The following is an 18,433-nucleotide window of genomic DNA, read 5'->3' as shown; positions in this document are numbered from 1 at the left end:
AGCAGGACACCGGGCGGTGGCACACCGCCGCCCGGCAGTGAACGAAGAATGGAAACGGCGGACGTGGACGCACACAACGACGACCACAGTGACGGCTACGGCGACGGTTACGACCACGACGTGCTGGTGGTGGGCTCGGCCAACGCCGACCTGACGGTCCGGGTGGACCGGCGGCCGGACGCGGGCGAGACCGTGCTCGGTACGGACCTGGTCGAGTCGGCGGGCGGCAAGGGCGCCAACCAGGCCGCCGCCGCTGCCCGGCTCGGCGGCCGGGTCGCGCTGCTGGCGCGGATCGGCGGGGACGCGTACGGCGAGCTGCTGCTGAACGCCCAGCGCGCGGCCGGTACCGATGTACGGCACGTCATCACCGACCCGGAGGCCCGCACCGGCACCGCGATGATCATCGTCGGCACGGACGGCGACAACAGCATCGTCGTTTCGCCCGGTGCCAACGCGGCCCTCACCCCGAAGGACGTCGCCGCGGCGCACGCGGTGATCGCGGGCGCCGCCGTGGTCTCCCTCCAGCTGGAGATCCCGATGGAGTCCGTGGAGGCCGCGGCCGCCGCGGCGCGCGAGGCCGGCACCCGTGTCGTCCTCAACCCCTCCCCGGCACCCGAGAGCCTCGCCCCCGAACTGCTCGCCGCCGCCGACCCGCTGGTGGTCAACGAGCACGAGGCCCGCCGGCTCTCCGGCGCGGCGAACGGCGACCCGGCGGACTGGGCCCGCGCCCTGCGCGAACTCGGCGCCCGTTCGGTCGTCGTCACGCTCGGCGGCGACGGCGCGTACGTCCTGGACGCGGAGGACGCGGCGGCCGTACCGGGGGTCAAGGTGACGGCCGTGGACACGACGGGGGCGGGCGACGCCTTCACCGGCGCGCTCGCCGTGCGCCTCGCTCGCGGCGAGTCCTTGGCAGCGGCCGCGCGCTACGCCGTACGCGTGGGCGCCGCCGCAGTCACCAAGCCGGGTGCGCAGCCGTCTTATCCGACGGCGGATGAGCTGCCGGAAGGCTGACTCCGGGCGGCGTGGCCGCGGTCGGTCATCCGCCGACCGCGACCGCCGTCCGCACCAGCTCGCGCAGCTGTCCGACGATGGCCAGGCGGTTGCGGACGAAGGTCGGATCGGTGATCGTGCCGGTTTTGGGGTCGGTGTTGGTGGGGGCGAATTCCAGTACTGGGGTGTGGAGGTGGCCGCCCGGTAGGGAGGGGGCCACCGCGTCACGCAGCAGGGTGGCTCGGTAGGCGATCTCGTTGGAGAGGTAGTCGCCGCCACCGCCTGCGCGGGCTGTGGAGCCCGGGGTCGGGCCGTTCGGGCGCTTCACCGGGGCGGTGCCGTCCGCCGGGATCTCGGTGACCTCGGTGTTGTCGTGTACCGGATACGGGCCGGTTCCGTCGTCCGTGAGCGTCTCGTAGGGCAGCGTCGTGTGTGTCCACTGGGGCTGCGGGCGGACCGTCGGTACGCCGGCCGGGATGGGCACCGTCTCCGTGCGGGACTCGCGGGCGTTGTCCGGGTAGCCGCCGCGCCAGGCCCCGTTGGTGCGTTCCACGTCGAAGCGGCCGGGGCGGCCCTGGCTGACGGTGGTGAAGAGGTCGACCTGGCGCGGGCCCGGGCGGAAGTGCGGCAGCAGGGTGCGTTCCACGGTTCCCGCGGCGAAATCCGACCAGCGGACCGGGAAGACTGCCGTCTCGACGCGCACGGTCCGCCCCGACGACGTACGCAGCGTCGTCCCGTCCAGGGCGAGTGCCGACGCGCCCGAGGGGTTGCTGCGGCGCGGGTCGGCGTCCAGTTGGAAGGGGTCGAAGCCGGTTACGAGGACGCGTGTGACGTGCCGGCCTGCGGGCAGGTCGATCGAGTTCTCGCCTCGGGATGCGCGTTCCAGCGCTCCGTACAGCGCCGCGCGTCGCTCGGCGGAGAGACTGAAGGACGGCTGCCACTCGTGCAGTGCCCGGGTCATCTCCAGGCGCGCCCAGTACAGCGGTCGGTCGTCGTCCCGGCTGAGGTCGCCGCCCGCCGGGCCGCGTCCCTGGGCCCGGGCCACGGCCCGCTCCCACAGGGCACGCGCGGACCGTTCGACGTACCGTTTCGCCGCCTTCTCGGAGTGCGTCGCGGCCAGTCCCCGGGCGAACTCCGGGCCGATCTCGTCGAAACCGCTGCGGCGCAGGATCTCCCGCGGCGCGGCCAGTGACAGCCGCTGCTCCTCCACGGCGACCGGGGACCGGTCCGCGTCCGCCGCACGGTCGCGGGCGGCCGCGGGGGCGGTCAGGGCCAGGGGGAGCGCGGCGGTCAGCGCCGCTCCGAGAGCGAGGAGTTTGGTACGTATGGGTCTCATGGGGCGAGTAAAGCGGGAGGGGTGGCTGGGACGGTAGAGGGCAGCCGGCCAGGACCGGCCGCCCGACAACAGCCCGTGGGCCGGCCGCCCGGCAGCAGCCCATTGGCCGGCACCCGCCCGCCCGGTGGCCCTACTCCACCCCGAACCCGTACACCGTCCGCGACCGGAACACCTCGCCCGGCCGCAGCACCGTGCTGGGGAAGTCCGGGCGGTTGGGGGAGTCGGGGAAGTGCTGGGTTTCCAGGGCGATTCCGCCGCCCGGCAGGAGGGGGCGGCCCGTGGTGCCCGTCAGTGAGCCGTCCAAGTGCTCGGCCGTGTAGAGCTGGATGCCCGGTTGGGTGGTCGACAGGCGCAGGACGCGGCCGGAGGCGGGGTCGCTCAGCTCGGCCACCGGACGCGGTTCCGGGGCGCGGTCCTCGGGGGCGCCGATCGTCCCGGAGCCGTTGCCGAGCACGAACGTGTGGTCGTAACCGCGGCCGACCGTGCGGCGTGCCCGGAAGTCGAAGCGGGTGCCGGCGACGGGGGCCGGGGCGCCGGCCGGGATGCCGGTCGTGTCGACGGGGAGGTAGTGGTCGGCGGCCATCCGCAGCCGGTGCGTCTCCGCGCCGCCGCTGCCGTCGCCGCTGAGGTCGAAGTACGAGTGGTTGGTGAGGTTCAGGACGGTCGGTGCGTCCGTGGTGGCGAGGTAGTCGCAGGCCAGCTCGCCGGCCGCGGAGAGGGTGTACCGGACGCGGACGTCCAGCGCCCCGGGGAAGCCCTCCTCGCCGTCCCTACTGGTGCGGCGCAGCTCCACCCCTCCTGGGCACGGTGCGGCGTCCCACAGAGCAGTGGAGAAGTTCGCGACGCCTCCGTGCAGGCAGTTCGGGCCGTCATTGGCGGGCAGCGCGTACCGCCGCCCTTCGAGGGTGAACGCGGCGCCCCCGATACGGCCCGCGTACCGGCCGACCAGCGCCCCGAAGTACGACTCGCCGTGCGCCTCGTACCCGGCCGCGTCCGGGAAGCCGAGCGCGATCTCGCCGCGCGCGCCGTGCCGGTCAGGTGTCTCGATGCTCTGCACGATGCCGCCGTACGTCAGGATCCGTACTCGGACTGCGCCTGCTTCGAGTGTCCAGCGGTGGACGATACTGCCGTTTTTCAAGGTGCCGAAGGGCTCTTCGGCGACGTGGGTCGCGCTCATGCCGGCGAGCCTATGCCCGCGCGCCCCGAAGGCAGCGCGCGGTCAGCCGCGGCCTTCGGGGCGGGTGACGGTGCGGTAGGCCATTCCGGCCAGTTCCCGCTGGCCGCGCTTGCTCGGGTGGAACCAGTCCCACTCGCTCAACTCCCTGCCGGTGAAGCGGTAGTCGAAAACCGCCTGGTCGAACCGGCAGCGACGGTCCTGTTCGCACACCTCGCGCAGCGCCGTGTTGTAGGCCACCACCCGGTCCCGCACACTCTCCCTGCGATCACTGGCGGCGCGCGAGACGTCGTCCGCGCCGTGCAGCATCGACTGGCAGATGCCGAGCTTCCACACCTGCTTGCCCACCGGGTTCCGGCGGCCCTGCGACCACAGCCGCATCAGGTCGGGCACCGCGGCGACGTAGACCTGCGTACGGGGCAGCGCCCGGCGCAGCTTCTTCAAGGACGTCCGGAAACCGGCGCGGAATTCAGCCGTGGGTGTCATGGCGGAGGCGTTGTTCCGGCAGGCGTCGTTGGCGCCGATCAGGATCGTGACAAGTTGGGGTTTGTGCGGAATCGCTCGGTCGATCTGGCGGGGCAGATCGGCCATGAGCGCTCCGGTGCGGGCGTAGTTCCAGGCATGCCCGGACGGGTCCGACAAGAGGCGTTCGGCCAGGCTGCGGACGGCCGGATCCGTGCCCGTGGCCCAGGAGGCGGCGGAGCAGTCGGCCAGCAGTCCGCAGGCGTCGAAGCCGGCCGTTATCGAGTCACCCAGCGCGGCCACCGAATCCGGACGGGTGTCCCAAACCGGTGGGGGAGCCGGGTGCGGACGGGCGGATTCCGTGCGGCCGCGCGAGGCCGGGGAGTTGTCCCCGCCGTCGCCGGAACCGCAGGCCGGCACGGTGAGGAGCAGGACGGCGGCGAGCACCGCGGGCACCGTGACCGGCCGCCGGCGGGGGCGTCCGGCGGCCCAGTTGATCTTTGCCATCCCCTGTCCCCCTCCGACGTGCGAGTGATATCTCTTCCGTGAGCGACGGTACGTCACTCCTCGGTGGTCGCAGCGCGATAGCTTTGCCCCGTGGCCGTCGGGCGGCGACCTGGAGGAGTAGCGCACTCCCGTACGAACAAATTACAACACGTCATTTCCTGTCCCTTTTGTGGCGAATTGAGCCCCATGGTGTTTACTGTAGGTAACCTCGCGTGCTGGTGCCGAAGTGATCATTGGGGCAGAATGTCAGCAGCTGTCCCGGCCGCGACCGGAACGGGCACGAGGCCGCTGGGGAAGGCGAACCTCGAACCGTACTGGAGGTCCCGGTGACGACACGTGGAGTTCTGTACGTCCACTCCGCTCCGCGCGCGCTGTGCCCGCACGTCGAATGGGCCGTCGCGGGCGTCCTCGGCGTGCGCGTCAATCTCGACTGGATCCGGCAGCCCGCCTCGCCCGGCACCTGGCGCGCGGAGTTCTCCTGGCAGGGCGAGTCCGGCACCGCCTCCAAACTCGCCTCCGCGCTGCGCGGCTGGCACCTCCTGCGCTTCGAGGTGACCGCCGAGCCGTGCGCGGCCGCCGAGGGCGAGCGCTACAGCTCCACGCCCGACCTGGGTATCTTCCACGCCGTCACGGGCATCCACGGCGACATCCTGATCCCCGAGGACCGGCTGCGGGCCGCGGTGGCGCGCTCCGCGCGCGGCGAGACCGACCTGGCCGCCGAGGTCGCCAAGCTCCTCGGCAAGCCCTGGGACGACGAGTTGGAGCCCTTCCGGTACGCGGGCGAGGGCGCCCCGGTCCGCTGGCTGCACCAGGTCGTGTGAGGGCGCGGCGCGCTTGTCTTCGAGTTCACTCGAAGCCGTAGCGTGCCGTTCATGGCTGACAAGACCTCAGTGGCCGTACTCGGCACCGGAATCATGGGCGCCGCGATGGCCCGTAACCTCGCGCGCGCCGGCCTCGACGTCCGCGTATGGAACCGCACCCGCGCCAAGGCGGAACCGCTGGCCGCGGACGGTGCGCGGGTGGCCGACACCCCCGCCGCCGCGGTGGACGGCGCGGACATCCTGCTCACGATGGTGCACGACGGGCCCGCCGCGCTGGACGCGGTCCGTCAGGCCGAGCCCGCGCTGCGCCCCGGGCAGCTCTGGCTGCAGATGAGCACGGTCGGTACCGAGGCGCTCGCCCCGCTGGCCCAGTTCGCGACCGCACACGGCCTGGCCTTCGTCGACGCCCCGGTCCTCGGCACCAAGCAGCCCGCCGAGAACGGGGCCCTGACCGTCCTCGCGGCGGGACCGCAGGACGTACGGGAGGCCGCCGAGGAGGTCTTCGGGATCGTCGGGCAGCGCACGCTGTGGGCCGGTGAGGACGGCGCGAGCGGCGCCGCCAGCCGCCTCAAGCTCGTCGCCAACAGCTGGGTGCTGACGATCATCAACGGCGCGGGCGAGGCGCTGGCGCTCGCCGAGGGCCTGGACGTGGACCCGCGTCACTTCCTGGACGCGGTGGCCGGCGGCCCCCTCGACCTGCCGTACCTTCAGATGAAGTCCCAGCTCATCCTCTCCGGCGACTACCCGGCGAGCTTCACGGTCTCCGCGGGCCGCAAGGACGCGTCCCTGATCGCGGCGGCCGCGGAGGGCGCCGGCGTACGGATGGATCTGGCCGCAGCGGCCGCCGAACGCTTCCGCAGGGCGGAGGAGGCGGGCCACGGCGACAAGGACGGCGCCGCCGCCTATTTCGCGAGCTTCACGGACTGAGCGGCCGGCCTGGCTAACGCGAAGGCCCGCCCGGACGATGTCCGGGCGGGCCTTTTCACCGGCGAAGACCGCAACCATCAATTGAGGAACCCGAGCGGCGAGCATGGGGTCCGCGAGAGCGGCGCCGGTTTAGGCGCATTAGGCAGTGCGGAAGGCGAGTACCACGTTGTGGCCGCCGAAGCCGAACGAGTTGTTGATCGCCGCGATGGTGCCCTCGGGCAGCTGGCGGGGCTCGTCGCGGACGATGTCCGCGTCGACCTCGTCGTCGAGGTTCTCGACGTTGATGGTCGGCGGGGCCTGGCGGTGGTGCAGGGCGAGGACCGTCGCGACGGTCTCGACGCCGCCCGCGCCGCCCAGCAGGTGGCCGGTCATCGACTTGGTACCGGAGATCGCGATGTGGTCCACATCGTCGCCCAGCACCCGGCGCAGCGCCTTGATCTCGGCGACGTCACCCTGCGGGGTGGACGTGGCGTGCGCGTTGAGGTGCACCAGCTCGGCCGGCTTGAGGTCGGTGGCGTCCAGCAGGTTCTGCACGGCCGCCGCGATGCCCCGGCCGGTCGGCTCGGGCTGCGCGATGTGGTGGCTGTCCGCGGACAGACCCTGGCCCAGCACCTCGCAGTACACCTTGGCGCCGCGCTTGGCCGCGTGCTCCGCCGACTCCAGGATCACCACGCCCGCACCCTCACCGAGGACGAAGCCGTCCCGGGCGGTGTCGTACGGACGGGAAGCCTTCTGCGGCTCGTCGTTGTTCTTCGACATCGCCATCATGTTCGCGAAGGCGACGATGGGCAGCGGGTGGATCGCCGCCTCGGTGCCGCCCGCGACGACCACATCGGCACGGCCGGTGCGGATCATCTCGACGGCGTACCCGATGGCCTCGGCGCCGGAGGCGCAGGCGCTCACGGGGGTGTGCACGCCCGCCTGCGCGCCGACCTCCAGGCCGACGTTGGCGGACGGGCCGTTGGGCATGAGCATGGGCACGGTGTGCGGGGAGACGCGGCGTACGCCCTTCTCCTTCAGCACGTCGTACTGGTCGAGCAGGGTGGTCACGCCGCCGATGCCGGAGGCGATCACGGTGCCCAGACGGTCCGGGTCGATCAGGGCCGAGCCGTCCTCGGCGGTGTCCTCGCCGGCCGGGCCGGTGTAACCGGCGTCGGCCCATGCCTCACGCGCCGCGATCAGCGCGAACTGCGCGGAGCGGTCGAGCTTGCGGGCGACGGGGCGCGGCAGGACCTCTTCCGGCTCGACGGCCGCGGTGGCGGCCATCCGGACGGGCAGGTCGGCAAAGCGTTCGTCGTCCAGGGGTCGCACGCCGGAGCGGCCCGCCATCAGACCTTCCCAGGTCGAAGCGGAGTCGCCACCCAGCGGTGTGGTTGCGCCGATACCGGTGACGACCACGGTGCGATTGGTCGCGTTCACGGGAATTCTTGTCTCCACAGGTAGAGGGGTCGAGAATCGACGGCGCCACCGCGGGGTGGCGACATGCGGGGCTGGATCAGCCCTGGTGCTCGAGGATGTACTTGGTGGCGTCGCCGACCGTCTTGAGGTTCTTGACGTCGTCGTCGGGGATCTTGACGTCGAAGCGCTCCTCGGCGGCGACGACGACCTCGACCATGGACAGCGAGTCGACGTCCAGGTCATCGGTGAAGGACTTGTCCAGCTGGACGTCCTCAACGGGGATCCCGGCGATCTCGTTCACGATTTCGGCGAGACCGGCGACGATCTCTTCCTGAGTGGCGGCCATGATGGCTCCTTCGGTGTATTTCGAGTGAAACTGTGCGTTGCGGTGAAGTTCCAGTACAGCCGCCGGGTCGTCCGGAGACGTCGGTGCTGCGTAGATCTTGCCTAGGGGAGAGTAACGACCGTGGCGGCGTACACGAGACCCGCCCCGAACCCGATGACGAGCGCGGTGTCGCCGCTCTTGGCCTGACCGGTCGCCAGCAGCCGCTCCATCGCGAGCGGAATCGAGGCGGCCGAGGTGTTGCCGGTGGTCTCCACGTCACGGGCGACCGTGACCGACTCGGGCAGCTTGAGCGTCTTCACCATCGAGTCGATGATCCGCATGTTGGCCTGGTGCGGGATGAAGACGTCCAGGTCCTCCGGGCTGACGCCGGCCACGTCCAGGGCCTCCTGGGCGACCTTGGCCATCTCGAAGACCGCCCAGCGGAAGACCGCCTGGCCCTCCTGGGTGATCGCCGGGTAGCGGATCTCGTCCAGGGCGAGCTGATCGGCGGGGCCGTTGCCGCCGGGCACCGGGGTGCGGCGGTAGACGTCCCAGCTCAGGGTCTGCTTGATGGTCTCGGACTTGTCGCCCTCCGAGCCCCAGACCGTCGGGCCGATGGCCGGCTCCTGGGCGGGGCCCACGACCACGGCACCGGCGCCGTCACCGAAGAGGAAGGCCGTCGCGCGGTCCTCCAGGTCGGTCAGGTCCGAGAGCCGCTCCACGCCGATGACCAGCACGTACTCCGCGGAGCCGTCGGTGATCATGCCCTTGGCCAGGGTCAGGCCGTAACCGAAGCCCGCGCAGCCCGCCGAGATGTCGAACGCGGCCGGCTTGCCCGCCCCTATCCGGTGCGCGATCTCCGTCGCGACCGCCGGGGTCTGCTTGAAGTGCGAGACCGTCGAGACGATCACGCCGCCGATCTGCTCCGGCGTGATACCGGCGTCGGCGATCGCCTTGCCGGCAGCCTCCACCGACATCGCCGCGACGGTCTCCTCGGGACCGGCCCAGTGGCGCGTGGCGATGCCTGAGCGCGACCGGATCCATTCGTCGGACGAGTCGATGTACTTGAGGATCTCCTCGTTCGGCACGACATTGACGGGGCGGTAGCCGCCCACGCCCATGATCCGCGCGTACGGGGCGCCCTTCGCGGGTTTGATCTTCGACGTCATGCTCTCGTGGCTCCTATTCGGCCGGCGCAGCGTGCTCGGCGATCAGCTCGCGCGCCGCGTCGAGATCATCCGGGGTCTTCAGCGCGAGGGTCTTCACACCGGGCAGCGCGCGCTTGGCGAGGCCCACCAGGGTCCCGCCCGGGGCCGCCTCGATCATCGCGGTGACGCCCAGTTCCTTGAAGGTCTCCATGCACAGGTCCCAGCGGACCGGGTTGGCCACCTGGCCCACCAGCCGCTGCACGACCTCCTGGCCGCCGGTGACGACCTGGCCGTCCTTGTTCGAGACGTACCGGGTGTGCGGAGCGGCGGGGGACAGCTCGGCCACCGCGGACTCCAGCGTCGCGACCGCCGGGGCCATGTGCACCGTGTGGAACGCGCCGGCCACCTTCAGCGGGACGACCCGCCGGGTGCCCTCCGGCTTGTCCTCGGCGAGCGCCGCCAGCTGCGCGGCGGTGCCGGCGGCCACGATCTGGCCCGCGCCGTTCACGTTCGCCGGGGTCAGGCCCAGCTTCTCCAGATGCGGCAGGACCGTCTCCGGCTCGCCGCCCAGCAGGGCCGACATGCCGGTCTCGGTGACGGCCGCGGCCTCGGCCATGGCCAGACCGCGCTTGCGTACGAGACCCATGGCGGCCTCGTCCGGCAGTACACCGGTCAGCGCGGCGGCAGCGAGCTCACCGACGCTGTGGCCGGCCGCGGCGCCGACGAGCGACGCGAAGTCCTCCGGCGTGGCGAAGAGCTGCCGCGCGGAGACCAGAGCGGAGGCGACCAGCAGCGGCTGGGCGACGGCGGTGTCACGGATTTCCTCCGCGTCCGCCTTCGTGCCGTAGTGGACCAGGTCGAGGTCGATGGCGTCGGACCAGGCACGCAGCCGGTCCTCGACGCCGGGAAGGTCGAGCCAGGGAGTCAGGAAGCCGGGCGTCTGAGCGCCTTGGCCGGGAGCGACGAGTACGAGCACTCTCACACTCTCTCTTGTGGGAGGTCCCGCCCGCCCGTGGGGACAGGGACGAAGAACCATCGGGGTAATTGTGGGTGTCCGACAAAAGCTTAGGGTTGCGCCTCACCGTCGGCCAGACGCCCCAGGATGAGGGCGATACGCAAGGTGAACGCCGAGCGGACATCGGACGGCGACCATCCGGTGACGTCGGTCACACGTCGGAGCCGGTAGCGCACGGTGTTGGGGTGGACGAAGAGCATCCGCGCCGCCCCCTCCAGGCTGCTCGCCTGCTCCAGATAGACGCTCAAGGTTTCGAGGAGGGCGCTGCCTGCTTCCTCCAGTGGTCTGTAGATCTCCTCCACCAGCTGATCGCGCGCTGCCGGGTCCCCGGCCATCGCGCGCTCCGGCAGCAGATCGTCCGCCAGTACCGGCCGCGGCGCGTCCGGCCACGCCGCGCACGCCTTCAGGCCCGCCGCCGCTGCCTGCGCCGACCGCGTCGCCGCCAGCAGGTCCGAGACCACCGGGCCCGCCACCACGGGACCCGCCGCGAACGGCCCGATCAGTGCTTTCGCCGCCTTCAGCGGCTCGTCCGAACCGCCCGCGATCACCACCAGCCGGGTCCCGAGCACGCCCGTCAGCACCTGCAGCTTCGCGTGCCGCGCAGCCCGCCGGATCGCCTCGACCGTCAGCTCGCTGTCCCCGTCCGGGGCCGTACCGAGCACCACCGCGACATGCTCCGGGGAGTTCCAGCCCAGCGCCGCGGCCCGGGACACCGCGCCCTCGTCCGCCTCACCGGACAGCACGGCGTTGACGACCAGCGACTCCAGCCGCGCGTCCCAGGCGCCCCGGGCCTCCGCGGCCTGCGCGTAGACCTGTGCGGTCGCGAAGGCGATCTCCCGCGCGTACACCAGCAGCGCCTCGCGCAGCACCGATTCGTCACCCGGAGCGGCGACATCGTCGATCGCCGTCTCCATGACCTCGATCGTGGTGCGGACCATCTCCACGGTCTGCCGCAGCGTGATCGCCCGCGTCAGCTCGCGCGGCGCCGTACCGAAGACGTCCGTGGAGATCGCCTGCGGCGTCTCCGGATGCCGGAACCACTCGGTGAAGGCCGCGATGCCCGCCTGCGCCACCAGACCGATCCACGACCGGTTCTCCGGCGGCATCGCCCGGTACCACGGCAGTGTCTCGTCCATGCGGGCGATGGCATGGGCCGCGAGCTTGCCGGAGGACTTCTCCAGGCGGCGCAGGGTCGCGGAGTGCGGGTGGGCGTCGTGCGATGCGGGTTCAGACACGGGCACAAGCCTGCCTTATCGGGGCGGGGTGGTGGCGCGGTGGGGCTACGGTGGCTGAATGCTGTGTTGCCCGGGGGCTGCCCCCGCGGGCCCCCGGCCGGGGCCTCGACCGGGGCCGGCCGGCTCGGATCAGGAAAGCCAGGAAAGGCGGACACGGGTGATCGAGGTACGGAGAAGCGACGAGCGGTACCGGGGCGGGGACGCCGACGCCGGCATCGACACGCGGCACGCCTTCTCCTTCGGACCGCACTACGACCCCGACAACATCCGCTTCGGCGCGATGATCGCCTGCAACGAGGAGCGCCTCGCACCCGGCGCCGGCTTCGACGAACACCCGCACAGCAACACCGAGATCATCACCTGGGTCGTCGAGGGCGAACTGACCCACCGCGACACCACCGGGCACGAGACGCTCGTACGGCCCGGCGACGTCCAGCGGCTCAGCTCCGCCGCCGGCGTACGGCACGTCGAACGCAACGACTCCGACGCACCGCTGCGCTTCGTCCAGATGTGGCTGGCCCCCACCGCCTCCGGCGGCGAGCCCGACTACGAAGTGGTGCGCGGCATCGCCGACGGCACCCCGTACGCCGTGCCGCGCGCCGACGCGATGCTGCACGTACGGCGGCTCGCCGCGGGCGACCGTACGGCCGTACCGGACGGCGCGCGGATCTACGTGCACGTCGTACGCGGCGCGGTACGCCTCGGCGACGCGCTCACCGACGGCGGCCCGGCGCTGCTGGAGGCGGGCGACGCGGCGCGCGTCACCGACGCCAAGGAGCTGGAGCTGACCGCGGAGTCGGCGGCGGAGCTCCTGATGTGGGAGATGCGGGAGGAGCCCACGTACGGCTGAGGTGTGTGCCCCGGCCTCAGGCCGCCCGCAGGTCCGCCAGTACCGCGTCCGTGAAGGGCGGCCACGCCTCGATCGCCCACGGCCCGAACGCGCGGTCCGCGAGCGCGGCGCAGGCGGCGCCCGCGTCCGGGTCCACCCACAGGAACGTTCCGGCCTGTCCGAAGTGCCCGAATGTACGCGGCGAGGACCCGGCGCCCGTCCAGTGCGGCGCCTTTCCGTCCCGGATCTCGAAGCCCAGCCCCCAGTCGTTCGGCTTCTGGTTGCCGTACCCCGGCAGCACGCCCGACAGCCCCGGGAAGACCACCGACGTCGCCGCGTCCAGCGTCTCGCGCGCCAGCAGCCGCGGCGCCAGCAGCTCGGCGCCGAAGCGCGCCAGGTCGGCGGCGGTCGACACGCCGTCCTTGGCCGGCGAACCGCCCTCCGGCAGCTCGGTCGCCGTCATGCCCAGCGGATCGAGCACGGCCTCCTTCAGGTACTGCGGGAAGGGGATGTCCGTGGCCTTCGTGAGGTGCTCGCCCAGCGCCTCGAAACCGGCGTTGGAGTAGATCCGCCGCGAACCGGGCGCGGCCATCACCCGGTCCTCGTCGAACGCCAGCCCGGACGTGTGCGCGAGCAGATGCCGTACCGTGGCGCCGTCCGGGCCTGCCGGCTCGTCCAGCTCGACCGCGCCCTCCTCCACCGCGAGCAGCGCCGCGTACGCGGCCAGCGGCTTGGTCACGGAGGCCAGCGCGAAGCGGTGCTCCTGCGGCCCGTGCGCACCGGCCACCGTGCCGTCGGCTCGTACGACGACCGCCGCAGCAGTGGGCACCGGCCAGTTCTCGATCATCCGCAGGCTCTCCATGGCGCCCAGCGTAACTTCCTCAAGATTGCGCCAAGTCTTCGCTTGCTTGGAGTGCACTCCAGCTCTTTAGCGTTGTCAGCGGCGTGAGCGAAACGGCGAACGGGAGAGACGGCATGACGGTCATGGAGAGCGCTCCGGTCACGGCCCCGGCGAAGCCGCGCAACTGCGCCGGCCTGCGGGACGGTCCACGGCGGCCGGACGGCCAGGACCAGTACACGATCAGCGAGGTCGTCGGCCTCACCGGGCTCAGCGCCCACACCCTGCGCTGGTACGAACGCATCGGCCTGATGCCGCACGTCGACCGCACCCACACCGGGCAGCGCCGCTTCACCAACCGTGACCTGGACTGGCTGTCCCTGGTGGGCAAGCTACGGCTGACCGGCATGCCGGTCGCCGACATGGTCCGCTACGCCGAACTGGTCCGCGAAGGCCCGGCGACCTTCGCCGCACGGGAGCGGCTCCTCACGGCACACCGTGAGGACGTCCGGCAGCGGATCGACGAACTGCGCGACACGCTGGCCGTCCTGGACTACAAGATCGACCTGTACGCCGACGCCCGCCTGGGATCGGAGGGTGAGCTCTGACGTGGCTGAGCCCTGCCTGCGGAGAGAGCGGGGCGGGGGCGGGGCACGTGCGGGTGGTTTGGGGCGGGGGCGGGGCGCCTACTTGGGGCGTGGGGGAGGGCCCCACTCATCCCATACCCAGGGCGAAGAGGGCGAAGCTGGCGGAGAGGGCCGCGGTGGTGGCGCGCAGGGCGCGGCTCGCGCTCCAAGGGGCTTCGAAGCGGCGGGTGACGAGGGTGAGGGCGGCCAGCGTCAGGGCGAAGAGGGGGAGCCAGACCAGGCGGGTGAGCAGCCAGGCCGCTGAGTCGGGCGGCGTGGTCAGGCCGGGGAGCGGGCCGAAGTACGACGACGGCACCGCTACCGCCAGCATCGCGGTCTGGTGCCAGCAGAAGACGGTCATCGCGCAGAGGTTGACGACCACGACCGGCGCCCACAGCGCCGGCCGGCGCAGCAGCGCGGCGATCCGGTCCCGCAGCAGGACGGCGGCCCCGCACTGTATCGCCGCCAGCGCCGGGACCAGCAGCGACGGCGGGTGCGAGTTCGTCCGGGCGGTGCCCGGGACGCCGACCATGCTCGCGGGGTAGTGGAAGACCAGGAGGAGGACGGCGAACACGGCCGCGCCGCCGGTCAGCAGCGTCCACGCGGCGCGCCTGCCGAGCCTTCCCCGCTGCCGCTGTCCGGACGGCGTGGGGGTGGCTCCTTCGCCCCAGCAGACGCCGAGTTGGTACGCGAACAGCCAGCCGGGGAGCAGGTTGAGCAGCGCGAGCCAGGACGGTACGGCGGCGGCGTACGGGCCGTACCGCAGGAAGTCGACCACCGCGACGGCCGCGAACAGCGGCGCGGCCGACCATGGTCCGAGCCGGCGCGCGGCGCGCACGCAGTACGGCGTGAGCGCCGTGACCCCGGCGTACACGCCCACGAACCACAACGGCTGCACGACCAGCGTCGCCCCCGTCCGCAGCGTCGCCTCCGGCACCCCGACGGCGGACAGTACCCCGATCAGCAGCGCCCATATGGCCGTTACGGCGAGCGCCGGGCGGCCCAGGCGGGCCAGCCGGCCGCTCAGCCAGCGCGCGGTGGACTCCCCGCGCCCGCTCGCGCGCCGGTAGGACAGCACCGAGGAGTACCCGCCGACCAGGAAGAAGATCCCCAGTAGCTGGAGCACCCAGCTCACCGGCGCGAGGAAGCCGAGTGCGGACAGCGCGCTGGCGTTGTGCAGTGCGCCGTCGGCGTCCCGGGTGAAGCCGCCGGCCAGCCAGTGCCCGGTCGGCACGGCGAGCAGCGCGAGCGCTCGCAGCCCGTCGATCCCGCGGTCGCGGTGTGCGGGGGTGCGGCGCTCGACGGCGGCCACGGCCCTGCGGAGCGGGCCGTGCTGCTCTCCGGGGTTCGGTAACGCGGTGGTCATGGCGGTCTCCTTGGCCGAGGGCGTGCTCAGCGCACGCGGGAGGGGCGGCCGAGCACGATGTCGGCGAAGCCGTCCAGGGAGTCGGTGCCGGGGACGAGGTAGCCGGTGTGGCCCTCGGCGCGGTCGGCAGCGACGCGGCGCGCGCCGAACGCGGGGTCGGTCGGGTCGGTGCCATGGCCCAGGCCCAGCACCTCGACGTTCGGGATGTTGCCGATCCAGTCCGAGGCGTCCCGGGCCGCCCACACCCGCCCGCCGGCGTGCAGGTCGGCGGCGCGCTCCGTACGCGCCCCCGGCGAGCCGAAGAGGATCACGTCGCCGACCGCGCTCCGTCCGGCGCGGGGCGACGCCAGGCCGCACACGACCGAGCCGTAGCTGTGGCAGAGCAGGGCGGGCGCCGGGGCGCCGGTCGCGGCGAGCCCCGTCAGCAGCCGGGCCAGCCGCGGCGCGCCGGCCTCCGCGAGCCGCCCCGTCGCGGCGTCCGGGCCGAGCCCGACCGGCGTGGTGTAACCGGCCCAGGCGATCACCGCGGTGGGCGTCGCCGGGTCCTCGGCGGACATCCGGGCGCGCAGCGAGGCCGCCATGGCGGTCGGGGTGCCGTACCGGTCCCGCTCGCGGTCGAACGAGCCGAGGTCGATGTCCGAGCCGGGCACGATCACCGCCGTGCGCCGGGCCGCGCCGAGGTCTCCGTACACCTCGGCGACCTGGCCCCGGCCGCGCGGGTCGAAGAAGAGGATCTGCCGCCCGGGGGCGAGGAGTTCGGTGCAGCGGGCGGCCAGCGCGCGGGCCCGGCTGCGCTCTTCGGCGGCGCGGGCGGGGTCGTTTGCGCGGGCGTACAGTCGGGCGCGTTCGGCCCGCAGGGCGCGGGCGTTCGCGCGGTAGCGCAGCCGTACGGGCGCGCCGTCCAAGGTGCCCACGGTCATCGGGTGCCGCTCGGCGAGCCGTTGCCGCTCCGCCTCGGTCAGACCGGCGAAGAAGCGGGCGACGGCGGCGGGCGAGGCGGTCGCCGGGTCGGGCAGCGGCCGGCCGAGCGTGTGGTCGGCGCGCCAGGCGGCGGCGCCCGGCGCGGGTCCGGTGACGGCGGTCTGCTCGCTGCCGACGGCCCAGCCGCCGGTGGCGGCGACGAGCGCGGCCGCCACGAGGAGGGCGGCGATCCCGCGGCGCCGCCGGTTACCGGTCCGTGTGCCGGACCGCGTACCGGCCTGTGGCGCGGTGGTACGTGGCGCAGCGGTGCGCGGCGGCATCCTTGGTCTCCCTCTCCAGGCGGCGTGGCGGAGGGAAACGTAGGGAGGGGGCCGGTGGTGCGGCGTCACACCATGGAGCCAACTGCGCGGTGATACCGGGGTAGGGGGTGGGCCGCCACGGCCGGGTGCGGCGCCGTGGTGGCTGGGCGCGCCCACGCGGCGGAGCCGCATATCGACGCTCCCCGCGCCCCTATGGGGCGCCCGGCGTCACCAGCCCCGACTCGTACGCGAAGATCACGGCCTGAGCGCGGTCGCGCAGGTCCAGCTTGGCCAGCACCCGCCCGATGTGGGTCTTCACCGTCTGCTCGGCCAGCACCAGTTCGGCCGCGATCTCCTGGTTGGACAGGCCGCGCGCGATCAGCTCCAGCACCTCGGTCTCGCGCGCGGTGAGCCCGTTCAGGCGCAGCGCGGTGCGGTCCTTGCGGGGTGCAGGCCGCTGCCGCGCGAAGTCGGCGATCAGGCGGCGGGTCACCGAGGGGGCGAGCAGCGCCTCGCCCGCCGCCACGATCCGTACCGCGGAGATCAGATCGGCCGGCGGCGCGTCCTTCAGCAGGAAGCCGGACGCGCCGGCGCGCAGCGCTTCGTATACGTAGTCGTCGACGTCGAAGGTGGTGAGCATCAGCACCTTCGGGCGGTGCGCGACGCCCGGGGGCGGGGACAGCAGCTGCCTGGCCGCCTCCAGGCCGTCCATCTCCGGCATCCGGACGTCCATCAGCACCACGTCGGGGTGGGTGCGGCGGCTCAGCTCCACCCCGTCCACCCCGTCTGCCGCGTCGCCGACGACGTCGATGTCGCTCTGCGCGGCGAGCAGCGCGGCGAAGCCCGCCCGCACCATGGCCTGGTCGTCAACGATGATCACGCGGGTGGTCATGCGCGCGTCGGGTCCTTCCCCGTCGGGGGCTCCGTGAGCGGGAGCCGGGCGGCGACACGGTAACCCCCGTCCGGCAGGGGACCGGTGTCCAGGGTGCCGCCCAACAGGCGTACCCGCTCGCGCATTCCGACCAGTCCATGGCCCGTTCCGGTCGTCTCCAGTGGCTCGGCGGCGTGCGGCGGCGGGTCGTTGACGACCAGGACCGTCAGGCCGGTGCGGTCCGGCGCGACCGAGACGCGGGTGCGCGCGCCGGGCGCGTGCCGTACGACGTTCGACAGCGCCTCCTGCACGATCCGGTACCCCGACAGGCCGACGGCGGGCGGGAGTTCGCCGAGCGCCCGAGAGAGCGTCAATTCCACCGGCACACCGGCGCGTACGGTCCCCTCCACCAGCCGCTCCAGCTGATCCAGGCCCGGCTGCGGCGCCTTCTCGGGACCGCCGTGCTGTTCGCTCTCCTCGCTGCGCAGCACGCCCAGCAGCCGGCGCATCTCGCCCAGCGACTCGCGCGCCGTCGCGGCGATCGTCCCGAACTCCTCGGCGGCTTCCGGCGGGAGCCCCTGGAGGCGGTACGGCGCGCTGTCCGCCTGCACCGTGATCACCGACATGTGGTGCGCGACGACGTCGTGCAGCTCGCGGGCGATGCGGGTGCGCTCCTCCAGCAGCGTGCGCCGGGCGCGCTCCGCCTCGCTGATCGTTTCCTGTGCCGCCAACTGCCGCCGCGCGTCGCCGCGTTCCCGCAGTGCGCCCGCCAGCAGCAGCACCACGCCGGAGAGTACGAAGAGCAGCAGCCAGGTGGCGTCGGAGCGGGCGGGCCGGAGGAAGCCGAAGAGGATGCCGGCCGCGCCGGTGGCGAGCCACACGGCCAGCAGCACACGGCGCCGCTCGCGCAGCCCGAGGGCGAGCGACAGGGCGAGGTACCCCACGATCGTGGGCGGCGGCCAGGGCCAGATGGTGCCCGGGGCGGCGGGGACGGTCGCCAGGGCCAGCGCGGCGGCCAGGTCGGCCGCGTAGATCACCCCCCATGCCTGCAGCGGGCGGCTGACCGCCAGCAGCAGCGGGAGGGTCTGGGCGACGCCGAGCGCACCGGCCAGACCGCTGTTCATGCCGTAGTCGCTGCCCAGCACGAGGATGGTGCTCGGCAGCAGCGAGACGGTGAACACGAAGGCGACGACGTACGGCAGCCACCGCAGCCAGCGGGGCCGGTCCGCGCCGAAGAGGGGCTCGGGGGAAGGGGAGGACGTGGACATCGCCGGATCAGCGTATGGGGCCGGGCCCCGGCGGGGCGTCATACTGCGGTCGTCAGTACGAGGTCATACCCGGGTAT

At 73.0% G+C, this 18,433-nt stretch carries 18 protein-coding genes; 5 read left to right on the top strand and 13 right to left on the bottom strand.

Going from position 1 to position 18,433, the window contains the following annotated elements; all coding sequences use genetic code 11:
• Positions 1-63: 63 nt before the first annotated feature.
• Entirely contained in the window at positions 64-1,011 is a 948-nt protein-coding gene (gene rbsK / locus IF04_RS0100610; RefSeq protein WP_245654228.1) for a ribokinase, read from the top strand.
• 25 nt (positions 1,012-1,036) lie between these two features.
• On the opposite strand, the gene IF04_RS0100605 is transcribed toward rbsK, so the two are convergent.
• From IF04_RS0100605 to IF04_RS0100595, 3 genes are all read right to left on the bottom strand, one after another.
• On the bottom strand, positions 1,037-2,326 hold the full coding sequence (locus IF04_RS0100605; RefSeq protein ID WP_030249173.1) for a pyroglutamyl-peptidase I: 1,290 nt from the start codon (positions 2,324-2,326) through the stop codon (positions 1,037-1,039).
• 130 nt (positions 2,327-2,456) lie between these two features.
• Entirely contained in the window at positions 2,457-3,503 is a 1,047-nt protein-coding gene (locus IF04_RS0100600) for an aldose epimerase family protein (RefSeq protein WP_030249172.1), read from the bottom strand.
• 42 nt (positions 3,504-3,545) lie between these two features.
• Positions 3,546-4,469 (bottom strand): SGNH/GDSL hydrolase family protein, encoded by a 924-nt coding sequence (locus tag IF04_RS0100595; RefSeq protein WP_030249168.1) that lies wholly within the window; start codon positions 4,467-4,469, stop codon positions 3,546-3,548.
• 326 nt (positions 4,470-4,795) lie between these two features.
• Here IF04_RS0100595 and IF04_RS0100590 point away from each other — a divergent pair, with 326 nt between their 5' ends.
• Together IF04_RS0100590 and IF04_RS0100585 are read left to right on the top strand one after the other, a co-directional pair.
• Positions 4,796-5,290: a DUF3145 domain-containing protein gene (locus tag IF04_RS0100590; RefSeq protein WP_030249165.1), complete on the top strand. Its 495-nt coding sequence runs from the start codon at positions 4,796-4,798 to the stop codon at positions 5,288-5,290.
• A 51-nt stretch (positions 5,291-5,341) separates the two neighbouring features.
• Positions 5,342-6,217: an NAD(P)-dependent oxidoreductase gene (locus IF04_RS0100585; protein WP_030249163.1), complete on the top strand. Its 876-nt coding sequence runs from the start codon at positions 5,342-5,344 to the stop codon at positions 6,215-6,217.
• Positions 6,218-6,355: 138 nt separating this feature from the next.
• Here IF04_RS0100585 and IF04_RS0100580 read toward each other — a convergent pair whose 3' ends face one another.
• The 5 genes from IF04_RS0100580 to IF04_RS0100560 all read right to left on the bottom strand — a co-directional run bounded on the left by IF04_RS0100580 (position 6,356) and on the right by IF04_RS0100560 (position 11,338).
• The gene (locus IF04_RS0100580; protein ID WP_030249160.1) at positions 6,356-7,636 is read right to left on the bottom strand and encodes a beta-ketoacyl-[acyl-carrier-protein] synthase family protein; all 1,281 of its coding nucleotides are present in this window, start codon (positions 7,634-7,636) and stop codon (positions 6,356-6,358) included.
• Positions 7,637-7,712: 76 nt separating this feature from the next.
• Positions 7,713-7,961: an acyl carrier protein gene (locus IF04_RS0100575; protein ID WP_016642582.1), complete on the bottom strand. Its 249-nt coding sequence runs from the start codon at positions 7,959-7,961 to the stop codon at positions 7,713-7,715.
• Between the two features lie 101 nt (positions 7,962-8,062).
• The gene (locus IF04_RS0100570) at positions 8,063-9,109 is read right to left on the bottom strand and encodes a ketoacyl-ACP synthase III (protein ID WP_030249153.1); all 1,047 of its coding nucleotides are present in this window, start codon (positions 9,107-9,109) and stop codon (positions 8,063-8,065) included.
• Between the two features lie 13 nt (positions 9,110-9,122).
• The gene (locus IF04_RS0100565) at positions 9,123-10,064 is read right to left on the bottom strand and encodes an ACP S-malonyltransferase (protein WP_030249152.1); all 942 of its coding nucleotides are present in this window, start codon (positions 10,062-10,064) and stop codon (positions 9,123-9,125) included.
• A gap of 89 nt (positions 10,065-10,153) precedes the next feature.
• Positions 10,154-11,338, bottom strand: a complete 1,185-nt coding sequence (locus tag IF04_RS0100560; RefSeq protein ID WP_030249149.1) for a PucR family transcriptional regulator — start codon at positions 11,336-11,338, stop codon at positions 10,154-10,156.
• Positions 11,339-11,495: 157 nt separating this feature from the next.
• Between IF04_RS0100560 and IF04_RS0100555 the strand changes: the two genes are divergently transcribed.
• Positions 11,496-12,188 carry a pirin family protein gene (locus IF04_RS0100555; protein ID WP_030249147.1) on the top strand — a complete coding sequence of 231 codons (693 nt, stop codon included), beginning with the start codon at positions 11,496-11,498 and terminating at the stop codon, positions 12,186-12,188.
• A gap of 16 nt (positions 12,189-12,204) precedes the next feature.
• Here IF04_RS0100555 and IF04_RS0100550 read toward each other — a convergent pair whose 3' ends face one another.
• Positions 12,205-13,029: a serine hydrolase domain-containing protein gene (locus IF04_RS0100550; RefSeq protein WP_030249144.1), complete on the bottom strand. Its 825-nt coding sequence runs from the start codon at positions 13,027-13,029 to the stop codon at positions 12,205-12,207.
• 113 nt (positions 13,030-13,142) lie between these two features.
• Here IF04_RS0100550 and IF04_RS0100545 point away from each other — a divergent pair, with 113 nt between their 5' ends.
• Positions 13,143-13,613, top strand: coding sequence for a MerR family transcriptional regulator (locus tag IF04_RS0100545; RefSeq protein ID WP_030249142.1), 471 nt, complete (start codon positions 13,143-13,145; stop codon positions 13,611-13,613).
• Positions 13,614-13,719: 106 nt separating this feature from the next.
• Here the strand turns inward: IF04_RS0100545 and IF04_RS0100540 are convergent, their stop codons facing one another.
• From IF04_RS0100540 to IF04_RS0100525, 4 genes are all read right to left on the bottom strand, one after another.
• The gene (locus tag IF04_RS0100540; RefSeq protein ID WP_051830530.1) at positions 13,720-14,997 is read right to left on the bottom strand and encodes an acyltransferase family protein; all 1,278 of its coding nucleotides are present in this window, start codon (positions 14,995-14,997) and stop codon (positions 13,720-13,722) included.
• 26 nt (positions 14,998-15,023) lie between these two features.
• The gene (locus tag IF04_RS0100535) at positions 15,024-16,238 is read right to left on the bottom strand and encodes an alpha/beta hydrolase (RefSeq protein WP_078599681.1); all 1,215 of its coding nucleotides are present in this window, start codon (positions 16,236-16,238) and stop codon (positions 15,024-15,026) included.
• Positions 16,239-16,428: 190 nt separating this feature from the next.
• Entirely contained in the window at positions 16,429-17,109 is a 681-nt protein-coding gene (locus tag IF04_RS0100530) for a response regulator (RefSeq protein ID WP_030249134.1), read from the bottom strand.
• Complete coding sequence (locus tag IF04_RS0100525) at positions 17,106-18,398, bottom strand: sensor histidine kinase (protein ID WP_051830528.1); 1,293 nt, start codon at positions 18,396-18,398, stop codon at positions 17,106-17,108. Before IF04_RS0100525 ends, IF04_RS0100530 begins: the two co-directional genes overlap by 4 nt.
• Between the last annotated feature and the right edge of the window lie 35 nt (positions 18,399-18,433).

The sequence above is a fragment of the Streptomyces violens genome, from assembly GCF_000717745.1.
GTDB lineage: Bacteria > Actinomycetota > Actinomycetes > Streptomycetales > Streptomycetaceae > Streptomyces > Streptomyces violens.
The sequence above is the reverse complement of the archived record's forward strand: the minus strand, read 5'-3'. Positions and strand labels throughout refer to the sequence as shown.

Coding starts and splice junctions, on each gene's coding strand:
- IF04_RS0100585 (WP_030249163.1), top strand. CDS start 5,342: ATGGCTGACAAGACCTCAGTGGCCGTACTCGGCACCGGAATCATGGGC.
- IF04_RS0100545 (WP_030249142.1), top strand. CDS start 13,143: ATGACGGTCATGGAGAGCGCTCCGGTCACGGCCCCGGCGAAGCCGCGC.
- IF04_RS0100525 (WP_051830528.1), bottom strand. CDS start 18,398: ATGACGCCCCGCCGGGGCCCGGCCCCATACGCTGATCCGGCGATGTCC.
- IF04_RS0100530 (WP_030249134.1), bottom strand. CDS start 17,109: ATGACCACCCGCGTGATCATCGTTGACGACCAGGCCATGGTGCGGGCG.
- IF04_RS0100535 (WP_078599681.1), bottom strand. CDS start 16,238: ATGCCGCCGCGCACCGCTGCGCCACGTACCACCGCGCCACAGGCCGGT.
- IF04_RS0100550 (WP_030249144.1), bottom strand. CDS start 13,029: ATGGAGAGCCTGCGGATGATCGAGAACTGGCCGGTGCCCACTGCTGCG.
- IF04_RS0100540 (WP_051830530.1), bottom strand. CDS start 14,997: ATGACCACCGCGTTACCGAACCCCGGAGAGCAGCACGGCCCGCTCCGC.
- IF04_RS0100595 (WP_030249168.1), bottom strand. CDS start 4,469: ATGGCAAAGATCAACTGGGCCGCCGGACGCCCCCGCCGGCGGCCGGTC.
- IF04_RS0100575 (WP_016642582.1), bottom strand. CDS start 7,961: ATGGCCGCCACTCAGGAAGAGATCGTCGCCGGTCTCGCCGAAATCGTG.
- IF04_RS0100605 (WP_030249173.1), bottom strand. CDS start 2,326: ATGAGACCCATACGTACCAAACTCCTCGCTCTCGGAGCGGCGCTGACC.
- IF04_RS0100570 (WP_030249153.1), bottom strand. CDS start 9,109: ATGACGTCGAAGATCAAACCCGCGAAGGGCGCCCCGTACGCGCGGATC.
- IF04_RS0100600 (WP_030249172.1), bottom strand. CDS start 3,503: ATGAGCGCGACCCACGTCGCCGAAGAGCCCTTCGGCACCTTGAAAAAC.